The 19,108-nt window shown below is 68.9% G+C and carries 19 protein-coding genes; 18 read left to right on the forward strand and 1 reads right to left on the reverse strand.

From position 1 onward, the window contains the following. Positions 1-7: 7 nt before the first annotated feature. Positions 8-310: a hypothetical protein gene (locus ABS642_RS03650; RefSeq protein ID WP_282217098.1), complete on the reverse strand. Its 303-nt coding sequence runs from the start codon at positions 308-310 to the stop codon at positions 8-10. A gap of 113 nt (positions 311-423) precedes the next feature. On the opposite strand from ABS642_RS03650, the gene ABS642_RS03655 reads away from it, so the two are divergent. The 18 genes from ABS642_RS03655 (at position 424) to ABS642_RS03740 (ending at position 19,047) form a co-directional block, all read left to right on the forward strand. Then, on the forward strand, positions 424-1,794 hold the full coding sequence (locus tag ABS642_RS03655) for a replication-associated recombination protein A (RefSeq protein WP_350352286.1): 1,371 nt from the start codon (positions 424-426) through the stop codon (positions 1,792-1,794). Between the two features lie 181 nt (positions 1,795-1,975). After that, on the forward strand, positions 1,976-2,605 hold the full coding sequence (gene rpsD / locus ABS642_RS03660; RefSeq protein ID WP_282217100.1) for a 30S ribosomal protein S4: 630 nt from the start codon (positions 1,976-1,978) through the stop codon (positions 2,603-2,605). 110 nt (positions 2,606-2,715) lie between these two features. Continuing rightward, positions 2,716-2,904: a hypothetical protein gene (locus ABS642_RS03665; protein ID WP_282217101.1), complete on the forward strand. Its 189-nt coding sequence runs from the start codon at positions 2,716-2,718 to the stop codon at positions 2,902-2,904. Between the two features lie 52 nt (positions 2,905-2,956). Beyond that, positions 2,957-5,617, forward strand: coding sequence for an alanine--tRNA ligase (gene alaS / locus ABS642_RS03670; protein WP_350352287.1), 2,661 nt, complete (start codon positions 2,957-2,959; stop codon positions 5,615-5,617). After that, positions 5,614-6,087 (forward strand): Holliday junction resolvase RuvX, encoded by a 474-nt coding sequence (gene ruvX / locus ABS642_RS03675; RefSeq protein WP_350352288.1) that lies wholly within the window; start codon positions 5,614-5,616, stop codon positions 6,085-6,087. Before alaS ends, ruvX begins: the two co-directional genes overlap by 4 nt. Positions 6,088-6,089: 2 nt before the next feature. After that, positions 6,090-7,565, forward strand: coding sequence for an endolytic transglycosylase MltG (mltG, locus tag ABS642_RS03680; RefSeq protein ID WP_350352289.1), 1,476 nt, complete (start codon positions 6,090-6,092; stop codon positions 7,563-7,565). A 4-nt stretch (positions 7,566-7,569) separates the two neighbouring features. After that, a complete protein-coding gene (locus tag ABS642_RS03685) occupies positions 7,570-8,382 on the forward strand; it encodes a shikimate dehydrogenase (RefSeq protein ID WP_350352290.1) in 813 nt (270 codons plus the stop codon). Between the two features lie 62 nt (positions 8,383-8,444). Continuing rightward, positions 8,445-9,674, forward strand: a complete 1,230-nt coding sequence (gene aroC / locus ABS642_RS03690) for a chorismate synthase (protein WP_282217106.1) — start codon at positions 8,445-8,447, stop codon at positions 9,672-9,674. Further along, positions 9,658-10,176, forward strand: coding sequence for a shikimate kinase (locus ABS642_RS03695; protein ID WP_350352291.1), 519 nt, complete (start codon positions 9,658-9,660; stop codon positions 10,174-10,176). Before aroC ends, ABS642_RS03695 begins: the two co-directional genes overlap by 17 nt. Then, positions 10,173-11,261: a 3-dehydroquinate synthase gene (gene aroB, locus ABS642_RS03700; RefSeq protein ID WP_350352292.1), complete on the forward strand. Its 1,089-nt coding sequence runs from the start codon at positions 10,173-10,175 to the stop codon at positions 11,259-11,261. Before ABS642_RS03695 ends, aroB begins: the two co-directional genes overlap by 4 nt. Continuing rightward, entirely contained in the window at positions 11,258-11,809 is a 552-nt protein-coding gene (locus ABS642_RS03705; protein WP_350352293.1) for a GNAT family N-acetyltransferase, read from the forward strand. Before aroB ends, ABS642_RS03705 begins: the two co-directional genes overlap by 4 nt. Further along, positions 11,806-12,246 carry a type II 3-dehydroquinate dehydratase gene (aroQ, locus tag ABS642_RS03710; protein WP_350352294.1) on the forward strand — a complete coding sequence of 147 codons (441 nt, stop codon included), beginning with the start codon at positions 11,806-11,808 and terminating at the stop codon, positions 12,244-12,246. Before ABS642_RS03705 ends, aroQ begins: the two co-directional genes overlap by 4 nt. Before the next feature lie 111 nt (positions 12,247-12,357). Next, entirely contained in the window at positions 12,358-12,918 is a 561-nt protein-coding gene (gene efp, locus ABS642_RS03715) for an elongation factor P (RefSeq protein ID WP_282217111.1), read from the forward strand. Between the two features lie 3 nt (positions 12,919-12,921). After that, the gene (gene nusB / locus ABS642_RS03720) at positions 12,922-13,332 is read left to right on the forward strand and encodes a transcription antitermination factor NusB (RefSeq protein ID WP_282217112.1); all 411 of its coding nucleotides are present in this window, start codon (positions 12,922-12,924) and stop codon (positions 13,330-13,332) included. A gap of 54 nt (positions 13,333-13,386) precedes the next feature. Further along, positions 13,387-16,677, forward strand: coding sequence for a DEAD/DEAH box helicase (locus tag ABS642_RS03725; protein ID WP_350352295.1), 3,291 nt, complete (start codon positions 13,387-13,389; stop codon positions 16,675-16,677). Positions 16,678-16,789: 112 nt separating this feature from the next. Continuing rightward, the gene (locus tag ABS642_RS03730) at positions 16,790-18,373 is read left to right on the forward strand and encodes a Rieske 2Fe-2S domain-containing protein (RefSeq protein WP_350352296.1); all 1,584 of its coding nucleotides are present in this window, start codon (positions 16,790-16,792) and stop codon (positions 18,371-18,373) included. A gap of 39 nt (positions 18,374-18,412) precedes the next feature. After that, positions 18,413-18,670 carry a hypothetical protein gene (locus ABS642_RS03735; protein ID WP_350352297.1) on the forward strand — a complete coding sequence of 86 codons (258 nt, stop codon included), beginning with the start codon at positions 18,413-18,415 and terminating at the stop codon, positions 18,668-18,670. Continuing rightward, a complete protein-coding gene (locus tag ABS642_RS03740; RefSeq protein WP_350352298.1) occupies positions 18,667-19,047 on the forward strand; it encodes a PIN domain-containing protein in 381 nt (126 codons plus the stop codon). The genes ABS642_RS03735 and ABS642_RS03740 overlap by 4 nt, the downstream gene beginning before the upstream one ends. Positions 19,048-19,108 lie beyond the last annotated feature (61 nt).

Genomic DNA, 19,108 nt, shown 5'->3' on the forward strand with positions numbered 1-19,108 from the left:
TAGCGGACTATTCCGCAGGGGTGTCCGAGGGGATCGGAACCGGCGTCTCGGCGGGCGTCTCCGTCGGCCCGGTCGTCGGTTCGACCGTCGGCGAGGGCGTGGGCTCGGGAGCCGTGACCTGCGCGTGCACGACCTGGCTGCCGATGGCCGCGACGACGATGAGGGCTCCGACGATCGCGGCGATGGCGTTGTCGCGCGTGCGCCGACGGATCTGACCCTGATGCCAGATCGTGCGCGCGGTGTGCAGACGGGTGCGGCGCTCGGCCTGGACGCGCTCCTGCCTGGTGCTCCTCGAACCGCGTGCGGCCATGCCTCGATCTCCCATCCGTGCGACGGTGCGTCACGTCGCCTCAGAGCCTACCGTCGGCGGCGAGGTGCGTTGAGCGTCGCCTGAGTGTCGTGACCCGCCAGTAGCCTGGTGGGATGACGTCCCCTGCCGCGCTGCTCTCCGGGCAGACGCCTCTCGCCGTGCGCATGCGCCCGGTCTCCCTCGCCGAGGTCGCCGGGCAGCGTCACCTTCTGCGATCGGGTTCGCCGATCGTGGCCCTCGCAGACCCGGAGGCGACGTCGCCCGGTGCGGTCTCGATCATCCTTTGGGGCCCTCCCGGGACAGGCAAGACCACTCTTGCGCAGGCCATCGCCCGCTCCTCGGGGCGGCGTTTCGTCGAGCTCTCGGCCGTGACCGCCGGTGTGAAGGACGTGCGCGAGGTCATGCAGGAGGCGATCACCCAGCGCGACCTCTACGGGCAGACGACGATCCTCTTCCTCGACGAGATCCACCGGTTCACCAAGGCGCAGCAGGATGCTCTGCTGCCCGGTGTCGAGAACGGCTGGGTCATCCTGATCGCGGCGACGACCGAGAATCCGTCCTTCTCGGTGATCTCGCCGCTCCTGTCGCGTTCGCTGCTGCTCACCCTGCAGCCGCTCACCGATGACGACATCGGCCTGCTGGTCGATCGGGCCGTCGGCGATGCGCGCGGTCTGAACGGCGCCGTCGCACTGAGCGACGAGGCGAGATCCGCCCTCATCCGGCTCGCATCCGGCGATGCCCGCCGGGCGCTCACCGGTCTCGAAGCCGCTGCCGCGGTGGCCCTGTCGCATTCGGCTGACGCGAAGGCGAAGGGCAAGAAGAAGAAGGACTCCGACGCGAGCGGCGTGCCCTCTGTCTCCGACGACGACGTCGCGCAGGCGGTCGACAAGGCGCTGCTGCGCTATGACCGTCAGGGCGACGAGCACTACGACGTGATCAGCGCGTTCATCAAGTCGATCAGAGGGTCCGATCCCGATGCCGCGCTCCACTATCTCGCCCGCATGATCGAGGCGGGGGAGGACCCGCGTTTCATCGCCCGGCGCCTGGTCATCTCGGCATCCGAGGATGTCGGTCTCGCCGACCCCCAGGGGCTCGTGATCGCGGTCGCGGCGGCCGACGCCGTCGCCTTCATCGGGATGCCGGAGGGCCGCATCCCGCTGGCCGAGGCGACCGTGTACCTCGCCACCACCGCGAAGTCGAACGCCGCCTACGTCGGTATCGACGCCGCGATCGCCGACATCCGCAAGGGCGGGTTCGGTCGGGTACCGGTGCATCTGCGCGATGCGCACTACCCGGGCGCGAAGCGGCTCGGGCATGGCAAGGGCTACGTCTACTCGCACGACAGCGAGTACGGCATCGTGCCGCAGCAGTACCTGCCCGACGAGCTCGACGGCCGGCGCTACTACGAGCCGAAGACCCTCGGGGCCGAGCGCGACGTCGCCGCCCGCCTGGAGCGGATCCGCCGCATCCTCGGCGATCGCTGAACCGCATCATCGAGCCGACCCGGTGATCTGTTAGACTTGACCGGCTCGAAACCGAGTTTTCGGGCATCTCCTCGTTCACACCCCACCTGGTCGGTGCCCCGGCGTGCGCTCCCAGGCAGAACGCGGACGATACGTCCGTGAGTCGTGAAAGACGCGACCACGTCATCGGAAGGACAACTTCGTGACCACGAAGTCCCAGGACCGCCGCAAGGTTCGGCTCAGCCGCGCCCTCGGCATCCCGCTCACCCCGAAGGCCGCCCGCTACCTCGAGAAGCGTCCCTACGCTCCGGGTGAGCACGGCCGCACCAAGCGCAAGGCCGACAGCGACTACGCCGTCCGTCTGCGTGAGAAGCAGCGTCTGCGCGAGCAGTACGGCATCCGCGAGAAGCAGATGCGCAACACGTTCAACGAGGCTCGTCGTCACGACGGCCTGACCGGTGAGAACCTGGTCGAGCTCCTCGAGATGCGTCTCGACGCGCTCGTCGTGCGTTCGGGCTTCGCCCGCACCACCGCGCAGGCTCGCCAGCTCGTCGTGCACCGTCACATCCTCGTCGACGGCCAGCTCGTCGACCGCCCGTCGTTCCGCGTGAAGCCGGGTCAGCTCATCCACGTCAAGGCCAAGAGCGAGGGCACCGAGCCCTTCCAGGTGGCGGCAGCCGGCGGTCACGCCGAGGTGCTTCCCCCCGTTCCCGGCTACCTCGAGGTCGAGCTCGACAAGCTCCAGGCCCGTCTGCTCCGTCGTCCGAAGCGCGCCGAGGTCCCCGTGACCTGTGAAGTGCAGCTCGTCGTCGAGTACTACGCGGCTCGCTGATCCAGCGATCGAGCAATTCGCAGAAGGCGTCGGGGCAACCCGACGCCTTCTGTCGTTTCGGCCTACGATGGAGAAACCGCGCCTTCGCGGATAAAGGCAAGGATGGTGACATGAAGAGCTTGCGATGGTTCCTGTTCGGTCTGGTCGGCGGCTTCGTCGTTGCTCATTTCATGGACAAGGACCCGCGGGGTCACGACATCCTCGCCGAGGTCGATGCCAGGATCAACGGATTCACGGCTGCCCTCGGCGACGCCTACCGCGAGCAGGAGGCACGGCTCACGGAGCCGGGCGACAACTGAACCATCGCTGCGCCTCGGCGCGGCATTCTCACGCAAGGACACCCGGCACTCTATGAAAACTGCGGAGATCGCGCAGCGTTACCTCGATTTCTTCGAGAAGAACGACCATGTCATCGTCCCGTCGGCCTCTCTGGTCAGTGACGATCCCTCCCTGCTGTTCACGGTCGCGGGCATGGTGCCGATGATCCCGTATCTGACCGGTGTGGTGCCTGCTCCCCACCCGCGGATCGCCGACGTGCAGAAGTGCATCCGCACCAACGACATCGAAGAGGTCGGCCGCACTGCGCGCCATGGCACGTTCTTCCAGATGCTCGGCAACTGGTCGTTCGGCGACTACTTCAAGGAAGGCGCCATCCGGTACGCCTGGGAGCTCCTGACGAGCTCCGAGGCCGACGGCGGCTACGGCTTCGACGAGAAAGACCTCTGGGTCACCGTCTACGAGACGGATGACGAAGCCGAGGCGATCTGGCGCGACATCATCGGCTTGAAGCCGGAGCGCATCCAGCGCCTCGGCCGCGCCGACAACTACTGGAACACCGGTCAGCCCGGCCCCGGCGGTCCCGACTCGGAGATCTTCTTCGACCGGGGTCCGGCCTTCGGCAAGGACGGCGGGCCCGCGGCCGACGACTCGAGGTTCCTCGAGATCTGGAACCTCGTGTTCATGCAGGACTTCATCGAGAACATCCGCAGCAAGACCGAGTTCGACATCGTCGGCGAACTGCCGATGAAGAACATCGACACCGGCATGGGTCTCGAGCGCGTCGCGTTCCTCAAGCAGGGCGTCGACAACATGTACGAGACCGACCAGGTGCGCCCGGTGCTGGATCGTGCGGTCGAGCTCTCGGGCCGTCGCTACGGCGCGTCCCACGAGGACGACGTGCGCTTCCGCGTGATCGCCGATCACGTGCGCTCGTCGCTCATGCTGCTCTCCGACGGCGTGCGCCCGTCGAACGAGGGCCGTGGCTACATCCTCCGGCGCCTCATGCGGCGCACGGTGCGCGCGATGCGTCTGCTCGGCGTCGACGAGCCCGTGTTCCCGGAGCTCTTCGCGACGTCGCGAGACGCGATGAAGTCGGCCTACCCCGTGCTCGAGAAGGACTGGTCGACGTTCTCCGCATCCGCCGTCGCCGAGGAGGAGACCTTCCGTCGCACGCTCGTCTCGGGATCGACCATCCTCGACCTGGCACTCGACCAGACGAAGAAGGGCGGCGGCACGACGCTCAGCGGCCCCGAGGCTTTCCTGCTGCACGACACGTACGGCTTCCCGATCGACCTCACGCTCGAGGTCGCCGAGGAGGCAGGTCTCGACGTCGACCGCGCAGCATTCGACTCGCTCATGCAGGAGCAGCGTCAGCGCGCGAAGGCCGACGCCCGCAACCGCAAGCGCCAGCTCGCCGACGTCTCGGTCTACCGCGACCTCCGCGCGCTCGGCGAGACCGGCTTCGACGGCTACACCGCCCTCGAGGTCGAGTCGCGCATCCTCGGCCTCCTGGTCGACGGGGCTGTCGTGCGCAGCGCATCCGAGGGACAGATCGCCGAGGTGGTCCTGGCCGAGACGACGCTCTACGCGGAGTCCGGCGGCCAGGTCGCCGACAAGGGCACGATCGTCGGACCCGGCTTCGAGCTCGAGGTGCTCGATGTGCAGCGTCCGGTTCCGGGTCTGATCAGCCACACGGTCGAGGTCACGCGCGGCACCGTGGCGGTGGATGACGCCGCGACGACCGTCGTGGATGCCGCGAACCGCCGCGCTGCGCGCCAGGCGCACTCGGCCACGCACCTCGTGCACGCCGCGCTGCGCGACACGCTCGGCAACACGGCGACGCAGGCGGGGTCGCTGAACCGCGCCGGCTACATGCGCTTCGACTTCTCGTGGTCGCAGGCGCTGTCGACCGAGACGCGCTCGGAGATCGAGGAGATCACGAACCGCGCCGTGCAGGATGCCCTCGAGGTCACCACGCGCATCGTGTCTCTCGACGAGGCGAAGGAGGCCGGAGCGATGGCTCTCTTCGGCGAGAAGTACGGCGACGTGGTGCGCATGGTCGACATCGGCGGCCCGTGGTCCCGCGAGCTCTGCGCCGGCACGCACGTCAGCTCCAGCGCCGAGATCGGTCTGGTCAGTGTCGTCGGCGAATCCTCCGTCGGCGCATCCAACCGTCGTATCGAAGCCCTCGTCGGTGCGGACGCGTTCCGCGAGCTGGCGGCGGAGCGGGCGCTCGTGTCGCAGCTCACCGCGTCGTTGAAGACGCCCCGCGAACAGCTGCCGGAGCGGATCGCCGATCTCGCGTCGAGCCTCAAGGCCGCCGAGAAGCGCATCGCGCAGTTCGAGGCCAAGGAGCGCGCGGGTCAGGTCCCGGCCATCGCGGATGCCGCGCAGCGGGTCGGCGCCTTCCTCGTCGCCGCGCAGTCGCTCGGGGAGGTCGCTTCGGCAGACGATGTGCGAGAGCTCGTGCTCGGTGTGCGCGACCGCCTCGGTTCCGAGGCTGCCGTGGTCGCCCTCGGCGCCGTGGTCGGCGGTCGGCCGGTCGTCGTCGTCGCGACGAACGATGCCGCCCGCACCGCGGGTGCCAAGGCCGGTGTGCTCGCCAAGCGCGCAGCGGGTGTGCTCGGTGGCGGAGGCGGCGGTCGCGACGACGTCGCGCAGGGCGGCGGGGCGGATGCTTCGGCGCTCCCGGCTGCTCTGGAGTCCGTCTCCCAGGAGCTGCACGCCGCGTGAGCGGGTTCCGCCGCGGGGTGCGCCTCGGCATCGACGTGGGCCGTGCCCGGGTCGGCGTGGCGCGCTCGGACCCCGATGGAATGCTCGCCGTTCCCGTCGAGACCGTGCCCCGGAACGACCTCTCCATCGACCGGATCCTGCAGATCGCGGAAGAGTACGACCTCCTGGAGTTCGTCGTCGGTCTTCCTGTGAACATGCAGGGCGCGGACACTCCGTCCACCACGGATGCCCGCGAGTTCGCCGCCGCTCTCCAGCAGCTCAGCGGTGTGCCGGTGCGGCTGGTGGACGAGCGCCTCAGCACCGTCACCGCCCACGCAGCACTGCGTTCCTCCGGGCGATCACAGAAGAAGTCTCGTAGCATTGTTGATCAGGTCGCCGCCGTGGTGCTGCTGCAGCAGGCGATCGACACGGAGAAGAGCACCGGAAACCCGGCCGGTGCCACGATCCCGGCTGACGAGGAGCCCGTCTGAACATGTCCGAACGCGAGAGTGCTTCCCCCCAGCACGATCCGGGCGCCCGCCTGGGCGACCTGTTCGAGAACCTGCCCGCCCCGACACGTCAGATCCCGACCGTCGACAACAGTGCACCGACTCCGGGATCGCGCCGCGCGGCCCGCGAGGCCGCAGGGCGTCCCTCGGGGCCGCACGACGCCCACGGGACGGATCCGCTGAGCGAGGACGCCCCCGACACGGAGCCGGCCCGTCGCGAACCCTCGGGCGCCGAAGCCCTGTTCGCCTCGGCTGCGTCGTCGCAGCCGGATTCTTCCGCCTCCTCGACGACCGCATCTCCGAGGCAGACCGATCCCGCCCCGCCGCTCGGCGGAGGGCTGGACGACCTCTTCACGCCTCCTGAGGAGCATGCCGCCGCCAAGGGCCCGAAGAAGAAGCGGCGAACCGGCTGCCTGATCGCGCTGGCCATCGTGCTCGCGATCGTCGGCGGCCTGGCCGCCGGAGGGATCTGGGCCTGGAACACCTACGGTGACAAGATCAGCGAAGCGCTCGGCTGGGGCGGTGCGGCTGACTGGGAGCCCGGCATCGCGACCGGTGAGGTGATGGTCACGATCCGCGAGGGCGACACGGGAGGGCCGGTGTCGACCGCACTCTACGATGCCGGCGTGACCAGGACCGAGGATGTCTTCTACGACTACCTCATCAACGAGAACCTCGCCGTGACGTTCTACCCCGGTATCTACCGGCTGCAGGAGAAGATGACGGCCGAGGCCGCCCTCGCTGCTCTCAAGGATGAGAAGAACAAGCTCGAGAACACGGTGTCGATCACGGAAGGCGGGACGATCGCCTCGTCCCTGGAGAACATCGCCGGCACACTCGGCATCCCGCTCGCGGACTTCGAGGCCGCCGTCGCCGATCCCGCGGCCTACGGCGTGACGGCGCCGAGCCTCGAGGGATGGCTTTTCCCCGCGGTCTACACCTTCGACCCGGAGGTGACGGCGACGCAGGTCATCCAGCGGATGGTCGAGCGTACGCGCGAGTCCCTCGCGACGGCAGGGGTGGCGGATGAGGATGCGGAACGGATTCTGACCATCGCCTCGATCATCGAGCGCGAGGGCCGACTGGACGACTTCGCCAAGGTGTCGCGCGTGATCCAGAACCGCCTCGACATGGACATGCTCCTGCAGATGGACTCGACGGCGCAGTACGGCTACGGCTCGCTGCACGAGGGGGTCGTGTCGAGCTCGGCCGAAGCGCTCGAAGACGACAACCCGTGGAACACCTACGTGCACACCGGCCTTCCGGTCACTCCGATCGCGAGCCCCAGCGACGCGGCGATCGAAGCGGCGATGAACCCGGCAGACGGTCCGTGGCTGTACTTCGTCACGATCAACCTGGAGACGGGCGAGACGCAGTTCTCCGAGACCCTCGCCGAGCACGAGCAGGGTGTAGAGAAGTGGCGCGACTGGTGCGAGGCCAATCCCGACGGCGGCTGCTGAGCCGGTGAGCGCCTTCCAGCTCGCCGTCTGGGGAGACCCGATCGCGCACTCGAAGTCGCCGGCCCTGCACGCCGCCGCCTACCGCGTTCTCGGCCTCGACTGGGAGTACGGCCGACGGCAGGTCGATGCGGCGTCGTTCCGCGACGCGCTCGAGGGGCTCGGCGCCGACTGGCGAGGTCTGTCGCTCACCATGCCGTTGAAGGAGGAGGCGTTCCGCGCCGCCGCCACGCGCGATGCGCATGCGGAGCTGACGGGCGCCGTGAACACGCTGCTGCTCGGCGACGACATCGCCGGCTACAACACGGATGTCGGCGGCATCATCGATGCGCTGTCCGAGGCGGGGATCACCGAGGCGCGGTCCGTGCGCATCCTGGGGGCGGGGGCGACCGCGGCATCCGCTCTCGTCGCCGCCGCTGATCTGGGCGCGGAGAGCGTGGAGGTCTCGGCCCGTCGGCCGGAGCGTGCGGCGGGCCTCGTGGCGCTGGGGGAGCACATCGGCGTCTCCGTCGATGCGCGGTCGCTCGACGATGCTGTGGCCGATGCCGATCTGACCATCGCGACGCTTCCGAGCGGAACCGTCCTGCCCGAAGAGGTCGCCGCGGCGCTGGCTGAGCGAGGGGGCGCGCTCTTCGACGCCGCGTACGCTCCCTGGCCGTCGGCCCTCGCAGCCGGATGGGGCGATGCCGCTGTGGTCTCCGGACTCGGGATGCTGCTGCATCAGGCGGTGCGTCAGATCCGGATCTTCCGTCATGGCGACCCGTCGACGGCGATGCCCGACGAGGCCGCCGTGGTCTCTGCCATGCGCGCCGTGCTCTGATCGGGAGGGCGTTCGGCGAAACGCGGCGCAGGGCAGGGTGAATCGCATGGGAGACTGGAGCAATGCTCCGCGTGCTCACGGCCGGCGAATCGCACGGCCCAGAACTCATCGCCGTCATGGAGGGTCTGCCCTCCGGCGTTCCGGTGTCGTCCGAGGCCATCCAGGCCGACCTCGCCCGCCGCAAGCTCGGCTACGGCCGCGGCTCGCGGATGAAGTTCGAGCAGGACGAGCTGTCGATCTCCGGCGGTGTCCGCCACGGCAAGACCCTGGGCAGCCCGATCGCGCTGCGCATCGGCAACACCGAGTGGCCGAAGTGGATCGAGGTCATGAACCCCGAGCCGGTCGAGCTGACCGACAAGTCCCGTGGTCGCAGCGCCCCGCTGACGCGTCCGCGTCCCGGACACGCCGACCTCGTCGGCATGCAGAAGTACGACTTCGACGAGGCGCGTCCGATCCTCGAGCGCGCGAGCGCCAGGGAGACCGCCGCCCGTGTCGCCCTCGGTGCGATCGCGCGCTCGTTCCTCGCTGAGCTCGGCATCCGCCTGGTCAGCCACACGCTGTCGATCGGCCCCGTGCAGGTGCCGGAGGGCTCGCCCCTCCCGACGCCGGATGACGTCGAGGCTCTCGACGCCGATCCGCTGCGCTGCTTCGACCCCGCGACGTCCGCGCTGATGGTCGCCGAGGTCGACGATGCGAAGAAGGACGGCGACACGCTCGGCGGCATCGTCGAGGTGCTCGCCTACGGCCTTCCGCCGGGGCTCGGCTCGCACGTGCACTGGGATCGTCGCCTCGACGCTCGTCTCGCCCAGGCGCTGATGAGCATCCAGGCCATCAAGGGCGTCGAGGTCGGCGACGGCTTCGAGACGACGCGTCGCCGCGGCTCGGCCGCGCACGACGAGCTGTTCGCGACAGCCGACGGGATCTCCCGCGGCTCCGACCGCGCCGGAGGCACCGAGGGCGGCATGTCCACGGGCACCGTGCTGCGCGTCCGCGCGGGTATGAAGCCCATCGCGACCGTGCCGCACTCGCTGCGCACGATCGATGTGGCGACGGGTGAGGACGCGACAGCGCACCACCAGCGTTCCGACGTCTGCGCCGTCCCGGCTGCCGGCGTCGTGGCGGAGGCCATGGTCGCCGTCGAGGTCGCGAACGCCGTGCTGGAGAAGTTCGGCGGCGACAGCATCCGCGAGACGCGTCGCAATCTCGAGGGGTACCTCGCAGGGATCCCCGCCGAGCTGCGCACGACCCCGGCGTCCGAGGCGGCGCTCATCGCGCATGACGAGCGCGGCTGACCCGCTCACGCTGGTGCTGGTCGGCCCGATGGCCGCCGGCAAGACCAGCGTCGGCAGACGTGTGGCGCGGCGGTTGAGCGTGCCCTTCATCGACACCGACAAGCGGATCGTCGCCGCGCACGGCCCGATCCCGACCATCTTCGCCGACCACGGGGAGCCGCATTTCCGAGAGCTCGAGCGCGCCGCCGTGGCCGCGGCGCTCGCGGACGGCGGAGTGATCTCGCTCGGCGGCGGGGCGGTGACGGATGCCGGCACGCGAGAGCTTCTGCGACAGCATCCGGTCGTCTTCCTGACGGTGAGCGTCGATGCGGTCGCCGACCGGATCCGCGGAGGGAACCGTCCGCTGCTGGCAGGGGAGGATCCTGTCGAGAACTGGATCCGGATCTTCGACGAGCGGCGCGACTGGTACGACGAAGTGGCATCGACGACGTTCGACACGTCGCGGCGGCCGATGCAGAGGATTGCCGACGAGATCGTGGCATGGAGGAGAGAGCAGCGATGAGCACGACGACCATCAGTGTCACCGGGAACGACGAGTACGACATCACGATCGGACGGGGTGTGCTCGATCAGGTCTCGGCCGCACTCGCGCCGACCGTGCGCAAGATCCTCGTCGTGCACCCGCCGACGCTGGCCGCGCGCGCCGCCGAGCTGCGGGAGCGCCTGCTGGCCGACACGGAGAACGGGCCGCGCGAGGTGCTCCTGGCTGAGGTCCCGGATGCGGAGCAGGGCAAGCGCATCGAGGTCGCGGCCTTCTGCTGGCAGGTCATGGGACAGGCGGACTTCACCCGCAGCGATGCGGTGATCGGCTACGGCGGGGGAGCTGTGACCGACCTCGCGGGATTCGTCGCGGCGACCTGGCTGCGCGGTGTGCAGCTGGTGCAGGTGCCGACGACCGTCCTCGGCCTCGTCGATGCCGCGGTGGGCGGCAAGACGGGCATCAACACGGCCGAGGGGAAGAACCTCGTCGGCGCGTTCTGGGCGCCGAGCGCGGTCATCGGTGATCTGGACGAACTCGGCAGCCTGAGCCCGAACGAGGCGACGGCCGGCTTCGCGGAGGTCGTCAAGGCGGGCTTCATCTGGGCTCCGGAGATCCTGGACATCATCGAGGCGGATCCCGCTCGGGCGGTCGACACCACCACGGAGGAGTTCCGTCGGGCCGTCGAACTCGCCATCGACATGAAGGCGAAGGTCGTGTCGGACGACTTCCGGGAGGCCGGCCTCCGCGAGATCCTCAACTACGGCCACACGCTCGGCCACGCGATCGAGCACGCCGAGCGCTACAAGTGGCGGCACGGTGCCGCGGTCTCGATCGGCATGCTGTACGCCGCCGAGCTCTCCCGGCTCGCCGGTCGTCTGTCGGATGCCGCGGCCGAGCGCCACCGCACGATCCTGGAGTCTCTGGGCCTGCCGACCTCGTATCGCGCAGGTGCCTGGCCGCAGCTGCTGGCGACGATGCAGCGCGACAAGAAGAGCCGTGGCGGGATGCTCCGCTTCATCCTGCTCGACGACATCGCGAAGCCCACCGTGCTGCAGGCCCCCGACGAGTCCCTCCTCTTCGCCGCCTACCAGGAGGTCGGTGCGTGAGCGTCGTCATCCGGCGCGTGCGCGCAGACGAGGGGGAGCGGGTCCGCGATCTGCGTCTCGACGCGGTCCGCGACCCGGACGCCTCCATCGCCTTCCTGCACTCCTACGAGACGGAGGCGGCGCACCCGGACGAGTTCTGGCACGATCGTGCGGCGAACGCCGCCGAGGGCGACGGCGTGGCGCAGTTCGTCGCCGAAGCGGACGGCGAGTGGGTCGGCACGGTCACGGTGATCCGCTGGAAGGCGGGCGACACGGATCATCATGGACGCGAGGTCTCCGCGGCGCGCGGCGATGTCGTCGGCGTCTTCGTACGTCCCGAGAATCGTGCCGGCGGCACGGTTGACGCGTTGCTCGGTGCAGCGGCCGAGTGGGCGCGCTCCCTCGGAGACGGTGCGCTCGCCCTCGACGTGCACGTGGACAACCATCGGGCGCAGGCCGCGTATCGCCGGGCGGGATTCGTCGAGACCGGGCTGCGCTTCACCGGATCGATCGGGCCGGAGCTCGAGATGAGCCGTGCGCTCGCACCCACGGATAGTGTGTCCTCGTGACCGCGAACCCCCGCCTGCTCCTCGTGAACGGGCCGAACCTCAACCTGCTCGGCACGCGCGAGCCCGACGTCTACGGCACGGCGACCCTCACCGACGTCGAACGTCTGACCGCCGAGGTCGCGGGGTCTCTCGGGTACGAGGTACGGGCGATCCAGAGCAATCACGAGGGTGTGCTGATCGACGCGATCCATGCGGCCCGCGCCGACTGCGTCGGCATCGTCATCAACCCCGGCGGGCTCACGCACACCTCGGTCGCGCTGCGTGATGCGCTCACCGGGGTGTCGCTGCCGTTCGCCGAGGTCCACATCTCCGACGTGTACGCCCGCGAGGAGTTCCGTCATCACTCGTACCTGCACGATGTCGCCGCGGTGCGCGTGATCGGGCGAGGAATCGACGGCTACGCGGACGCCGTGCGGGAGCTCATCGGCTCGCTCTGAGACGACCGTTTCCGGGCCGCCCTCGCGCATCCCGTAGAATCGACTGTCGGCCCTGCCTGTATCGCGCGGGAGAGGCCGGCCCCACAGACTCAGGAACGGAACTCTCAGCGCATGGCATCTACCGCAGACATCAAGAACGGCGTCGTTCTCAGCATCGACGGACAGCTCTGGAACGTCATCGAGTTCCAGCACGTCAAGCCCGGCAAGGGTGGCGCGTTCGTGCGGACCAAGCTGAAGAACGTCGTGTCGGGCAAGGTCGTCGACCGCACCTACAACGCCGGCGCCAAGATCGAGATCGAGAACGTCGATCGTCGCGACTTCACCTACCTGTACGCCGACGGCGACAGCTTCGTCTTCATGGACACCTCCGACTACGACCAGATCACCGTCGGTGCGGCGACCGTGGGCGACGCGAAGAACTTCCTGCTCGAGAACCAGCAGGTCACGATCGCGCTGAACAACGGCAACCCGCTGTACATCGATCTGCCCGCCTCCGTCATCCTCGAGGTGACGTACTCGGAGCCGGGCCTCCAGGGCGACCGCTCCTCGGCCGGCACGAAGCCCGCGACCGTCGAGACCGGCTACGAGATGCAGGTCCCGCTGTTCGTCGAGACCGGCACCCGGATCAAGGTCGACACCCGCACGGGTGACTACCTGGGTCGCGAGAAGTAAGGCGTGAGCGCCCGCACGAAGGCGCGTAAGCGCGCTCTCGACATCCTGTTCTCGTCCGACGTCCGCGGCGACGACCTCTCGGTCACCCTCGCGGCCGAGGCGAAGCGTGCGGCCAGCGAGCCCTCGCGCGAAGCCTCCTGGCTGTACGCCCGCGAGATCGTCGACGGCATCATCGACCAGCGCGATGAGATCGACGAGCAGATCACCACGCACAGCCGTGACTGGAAGCTCGAGCGGATGCCCGCCGTCGACCGCGCCCTGCTGCGCATCGGCGTCTGGGAGATCCTGCACAACGACGCGGTGCCGACGGCCGTCGCCATCGATGAGGCCGTCGAACTCGCCAAGGAGTTCTCGACGGACGATTCCGGTGCGTTCGTGCACGGCGTCCTCGCCAGGGTGGCCCGCGCCTCCTGATCGGTTCGTCCGAGTCGCGGCACCCATGTCGGATGCCGCGGGAAGGATACGGGCATGCCCGCACCGCACGTCGACCTCCGTGACCTCATGCAGATCACGGACGCCGGTGGGTACGCGCGCGGGCTCGCGTACTTCCGCGAGGGGAACGTCCTCGACCTCGTCTGGGACGAGGACCTGCAGGAGCTCGAAGGCCATGTGAAGGGCAGTCAGGGCGCGCAGTACCTCGTCGAGGTCGGCTTCGTGTCCTCGAACGGCAAGCGGCACGTCCGGTCGACCCGGTGCTCCTGCCCGGTGCGCTCCGCCTGTAAGCACGTCGTCGCCGCACTGCTCGCCTCGAACGTCCACGAGTACTCGCAGCAGAACGGCGCGCGGGTCGTCGAGCCCGTCCTGCCCGCCCCGGCCCCGACGACCCCCGCAGTGCCCTCCTGGCGTGCGCTGGTCGACCCCGCGAGCTCGGCGCAGACCCGTCCGCTGGCGCTCGGGGTCGAGCTGCGGCATCGCGAGCCGCGGGGCGACAACCACTGGGCTCCGCGCGCGGTGCGTCCGGCGACGCCCAGGGACCTCGCTCGGTCGACGGGCGAGCTGCTTCTCGCCATCCGCCCGCTGATGCGCAGCCATCAGACCGGCGCGTGGATCCAGGGTCACGCCGGATGGGATGTCGTGCGGCGGGATGCCGCGCAGTTCGGTCGGACGCAGACGCGCTGGTTCGGCGACCTGCTCAGCATCTCGCGCGACTCGCTGCTCTCCGGCAATTCCGGCGACTGGCTCGTGGTCGACCAGATCGAGTCCGGACTCCTGTGGGGACATCTCCGCGCCGGGGTGGCCCTCGGCATCCCTCTGGTGGCCAGCCAGAAGAACGCCGCCGTGCACCTCGCCGACACCGCCGAGATCACGGCCACGATCGCCCGCGACGATGACGGGGCACTGACCGTGGCCGCCGCTGCCACCATCGACGGCCATGACGTCTCGGCAGCCGCTGTGCACCCGATCGGCCGTTCCGGGGTGTACTCCGCCGTCCTGTCGGGCAGCCGGATGCAGATCACGCTCGCCGAGGTCCCGCTCAGCGAGCAGGTGCGCGCCCTCCTCGAGGCGCAGCGACCCATCGTGGTCCCCGCAGCCGAGGAGGAGGCGTTCGTCGCCGAGGCGTACCCGCTCCTCGCGCGGCGCACCGCCGTGCAGACCGTCGGTGAGGTCGCGCTGCCGGAGATCCCCGCGCCGGAGCCCGTCCTGAACGTCGCCTTCGAACGCGGCGACGTCGTCAGCTACTCCTTCGCCTGGTCGTACCGCGGATTCGGGACCGTGCCGTTCGCGGCCGGTCGAGCGGCGGTTCGCGACCCCGAGGCCGAGGCGGCGCGCCGCGCGCAGCTCGAGACTGTCTGGCACGAGCACACGACGAACCGGTTCGCGCCGTCCGGTTCGTTCCACGACATCGACGCGGCAGCCTTCGTCGCCCAGGTCGTACCCGCGTTCGAGGCCGCGGGCGTCGCGATCGTCACGAGCGGCACGCGCAAGGAATACCGCGAACTGACCGGTGTCCCCGAGGTCACGGTGTCGACGGTCGAGACGACGGATTCCGACTGGTTCGATCTGGGCATCATCGTGACGATCGACGGGAGGAGCATCCCGTTCGGCCCGTTGTTCACGGCGCTCAGCAGGGGGAAGAAGAAGCTGCTGCTCTCCGACGGCGGCTACTTCACGCTCAACCACCCGGCACTCGATCGCCTGCGCGAACTCATCGATGAGGCGGGGGAGCTCGACGAGTGGGAGACCGGGCCGCGCATCAGCCGCTATCAGACCGATCTCTGGGAGGAGTTCGAGGATCTCGCCGACGAGGCGCAGCCGGCCGTGAGCTGGCGCTCGACCGCCGAGGGTCTGCGGCAGGCGACCGGCGTTCCGGCCACCCCCGTGCCGCCGTCGCTCCGCGCCGAGCTGCGTCCCTACCAGAAGTCCGGATTCGACTGGCTGGCGTTCCTCTGGAAGCACCGGCTCGGCGGGATCCTGGCCGACGACATGGGACTCGGCAAGACGCTCCAGCTGCTCACCTTCGTGCAGCACACGCGCGACACGGGAGAGCGACGGCCGTTCCTCGTGCTCGCGCCCACCTCGGTGCTCAGCACCTGGAAGACCGAGGCTGCGCGGTTCACGCCCGAACTGCGCGTGGCGCTCGTCGACACCACGAGCGGAACACGCCGCGGAACGCTCGCGGATGCCGCCGCCGGGGTCGATGTCGTCGTGAGCTCCTACACGGTGGCGCGACTCGATGAGAAGGAGTTCGCGGCGGTCGAGTGGGCGGGGCTCATCCTCGACGAGGCCCAGTTCGTGAAGAACCCGAAGACGAAGCTGCATCGGGCGATCGCCACATTCCGTGCCGATGTGACCTACGCGGTCACAGGCACCCCGATGGAGAACAGCCTGTCCGACCTGTGGTCGCTGCTCAAGCTCGCCGCTCCCGGCCTCTTCCCCTCCGCCCGGAAGTTCCGCGATCGGTACATCCAGCCGATCGAGAAGGGCAAGGTCCCCGAGAACGAGGAGGGCGGTGAATACCGTCGTCGTCGGCTCGACCAGCTGCGCCGTCGTATCCGTCCGCTCATGTTGCGCCGCACGAAGGAGATCGTCGCCGCCGATCTGCCGCCGAAGCAGGAGCAGGTGCTCGAGGTCGAGCTGAGCCCCGCCCATCGCGCGCTCTACGACGTGGTGCTGCAGCGCGAGCGGCAGAAGGTGCTCGGGCTGATCGACGACCTCGACCGCAACCGCTTCATCGTCTTCCGCTCTCTGACCCTGCTGCGGATGTTGAGCCTCGCTCCCGGTCTCGTCGATGAGGCCGACGCCGACATCGGATCGAGCAAGCTCGACACCCTGCTCGAGAGGGTGGTCGAGCTGCAGGCCGAGGGGCACCGCGCGCTGGTGTTCAGCCAGTTCACCTCGTTCCTCGACCTCGCCGCCGCGCGCCTCGAGGCCGCCGGCATCCCGTACGCCCACCTCGACGGATCGACCCGGCGCCGACAGGACGTGATCGACGGGTTCCGGGCGGGGGAGCAGGTCGTGTTCCTGATCAGCTTGAAGGCCGGTGGATTCGGGCTCACCCTGACCGAGGCAGACTACGTCTTCCTGCTCGACCCCTGGTGGAATCCGGCGGCGGAGGCGCAGGCGATCGACCGCACGCATCGCATCGGCCAGACCAGCCAGGTCTTCGTCTATCGCATGATCTCGGCCGGCACGATCGAGGAGAAGGTGCGCGAGCTGCAGCAGCGCAAGGCGCGGCTGTTCACGGCGGTGATGGACGACCAGGAACTGTTCGCCCAGTCGCTCACCGCCGACGACATCCGCGGGCTCTTCGACGACTGAGACGTGTCGCCGGCCGACCTCGCCCCGTCGGCGGGAGTATTCACGGCTCGTCTCCGCGGGCGCCCAGGAGGCCGTCGGTAGACTCTTACGGTTCACTTTCGAGAGGAATGCAATGCGGATCACGGGACTCGGCCACGCCGGGATGTTCATCGAGACGGTGGGCGGGAACATCATCTGCGACCCCGTCCTCGGACCCTCCTTCTACGGATCCTGGTTCCCGTTCCCCGACAACCGCGGCCTCGACTGGGAGCGCTTCGGCCGCGAGGCCGACTTCCTCTACATCTCGCACCGGCACCGCGACCACTTCGACCCGAAGCTGCTCGAGCGGTACATCCGCAAGGACATCGAGGTCCTGCTGCCGGAGTACCCGATCGACGATCTCGAGCAGGACATCCGCGCCCTCGGCTACACGAACATCACCTACGCGCCGGCGGGACAGATCATCGAGCGCGGCGATCTGAAGATCATGATCACGCCGCTCCGAGCCCCGAGCGACGGCCCGATCGGCGACTCGTCGCTGAGCGTCGACGACGGCACCGCATCCGTGCTGAATCAGAACGACTCGCACCCCCTCGACCTCGAGAAGCTGCTGAGCTTCGGCAAGCCCGACGCCTACTTCACCCAGGTCTCGGGCGCGATCTGGTGGCCCATGGTCTACGACCTGCCGCTCGACGCCAAGCAGAACTTCGCGAAGCTCAAGCGCGACGCGCAGAACAAGCGGGCGATGTACTACATCGAGAAGGTCGACGCGACGCACGTCTTCCCGATGGCCGGACCGCCGATGTTCCTGCGCGACGACCTGTTCGACTTCAACGGCACCGGCAAGAACGGCGAGTCGATCTTCACCGACCAGAAGCAGTTCCTCGCGCACATGAAGGAACTCGCGCCGCAGTATGACGGGCACCTCTTCGTCCCCGGCACCGTCGTGACGGTCGAGGGCGCGTCGGTGACCACCGAGCAGTCCCTCTACACGGATGCCGAGATCGCGCACATCTTCGACGAGAAGTGGGACTACCTCGAGTCGCAGCGCGCGAGCCGCCAGCAGGAGATCCGCGACGAGGAGGCCTCGCGCGCCGAGGTCATCCCGCCGGCAGAGATGCTCGAGACGCTGAAGACATGGTGGGAGCCGCTGCTGAAGAAGTCCCGCACGATCCGCCTCGGCGTCGGCGGATGCGTGCGATTCAAGATCGGCGAGCTCGACATGGTCGTCGACTTCCCTCGGGCGAAGGTCCGCGAGTACGCGGGGGAGGAGTGCATCTACTGGTACACGATCCCCGCCGACCTCGTCTCGACGAACATCCGCGATCGCGAGATCGACTGGTCGAATTCGATCTTCCTGTCGATGCAGTTCCAGGTCGGTCGCAGCGGCAAGTTCAACGAGTTCCTGACGACGTTCCTCAAGTGCCTGTCGGTCGACCGCATCGAGTACGTCGAGAACTGGTATCAGGAGCAGACGGACCAGACCGAGGATGCCGAGATCGGCGACTGGGTCGTGCAGCGACGCTGCCCGCACCTGCGCGCGGACCTCACGAAGACCGGCAAGGTCGACGCGGACGGCATCCTCACCTGCAGCATGCACGACTGGAAGTGGGACCTGAACACCGGTCGCTGCCTGACCACGAGCGGTCATCCGATCCGGTCCTCGAGGATCGTGGAGACGGGCGTGCCGGGGGAGGCCCTGCCTCAGGCGAGCTGACCTGTACCACCGGGGTGCTGAGGTGGTACTCTCGTGGGCATGCCGACCACCTTGACTCGAATTCAGGTCACTCAGACCGGGCAGCTCCGTGACGCGATCGAACTCGCGGAGCAGAAGTGGCCAGGGCTGCCGAAGTCCGAGCTGGTCGGGCGACTGGCCGTACTGGGTGCTGAGGTGCTCGCCACGGAACGCTCTGCCAAGCGAGCAGCGCGACGGGCGGCGCTCGAGGCGACACGAGGGACGATCGACTATCCACCCGGGTATCTCGAAGACCTGCGGAAGGACTGGCCGGAGTGATCGTCCTGGATGCCGGGGTGCTCATCGCTCACCTGGCGGCGGATGACGTTCATCAGGACGCGGCGTTCGAGATCCTCGACACCGAGGAGGATCTGCTCATCCACCCACTGACCCTTGCCGAGGCGCTCGTGCACCCAGCGCGGCGGGGCACCGAGCTGGATGATCTTGCGAGGATCGACTCCCTCGGACTGCTTCGGCGAGACGAGAATGTCGACGAGCCCGTGCAGATCGCGCGTCTGCGGGCCGCTTCGTCGATGACGCTTCCGGACTGCGCCGTCCTCGCGACGGCCGAATCGTTCGGCGCCACCCTCGCCACCTTCGACCGGCGCCTGGCGGACATCGCTCGTTCGCGCGGTGTCGAGGTCGTCGGCGCCTGAGCCCCTCCGGTAGACTGAGCCGACAAGCAACCTTTAACACCGTCCTGTGAGGCGGAGAAGG

It is taken from the genome of Microbacterium sp. A8/3-1 (assembly GCF_040267695.1).
GTDB classification, from domain to species: domain Bacteria; phylum Actinomycetota; class Actinomycetes; order Actinomycetales; family Microbacteriaceae; genus Microbacterium; species Microbacterium luteolum.

Bases quoted from the DNA above. Each gene is read 5' to 3' on its own strand.
- ABS642_RS03725 (WP_350352295.1), top strand. From the start codon at position 13,387: ATGCCCGCACCGCACGTCGACCTCCGTGACCTCATGCAGATCACGGAC.
- ABS642_RS03650 (WP_282217098.1), bottom strand. From the start codon at position 310: ATGGCCGCACGCGGTTCGAGGAGCACCAGGCAGGAGCGCGTCCAGGCC.
- mltG (WP_350352289.1), top strand. From the start codon at position 6,090: ATGTCCGAACGCGAGAGTGCTTCCCCCCAGCACGATCCGGGCGCCCGC.
- alaS (WP_350352287.1), top strand. From the start codon at position 2,957: ATGAAAACTGCGGAGATCGCGCAGCGTTACCTCGATTTCTTCGAGAAG.
- aroC (WP_282217106.1), top strand. From the start codon at position 8,445: ATGCTCCGCGTGCTCACGGCCGGCGAATCGCACGGCCCAGAACTCATC.
- efp (WP_282217111.1), top strand. From the start codon at position 12,358: ATGGCATCTACCGCAGACATCAAGAACGGCGTCGTTCTCAGCATCGAC.
- ABS642_RS03695 (WP_350352291.1), top strand. From the start codon at position 9,658: ATGACGAGCGCGGCTGACCCGCTCACGCTGGTGCTGGTCGGCCCGATG.
- ABS642_RS03735 (WP_350352297.1), top strand. From the start codon at position 18,413: ATGCCGACCACCTTGACTCGAATTCAGGTCACTCAGACCGGGCAGCTC.
- ABS642_RS03655 (WP_350352286.1), top strand. From the start codon at position 424: ATGACGTCCCCTGCCGCGCTGCTCTCCGGGCAGACGCCTCTCGCCGTG.
- ABS642_RS03730 (WP_350352296.1), top strand. From the start codon at position 16,790: ATGCGGATCACGGGACTCGGCCACGCCGGGATGTTCATCGAGACGGTG.
- ABS642_RS03665 (WP_282217101.1), top strand. From the start codon at position 2,716: ATGAAGAGCTTGCGATGGTTCCTGTTCGGTCTGGTCGGCGGCTTCGTC.
- aroB (WP_350352292.1), top strand. From the start codon at position 10,173: ATGAGCACGACGACCATCAGTGTCACCGGGAACGACGAGTACGACATC.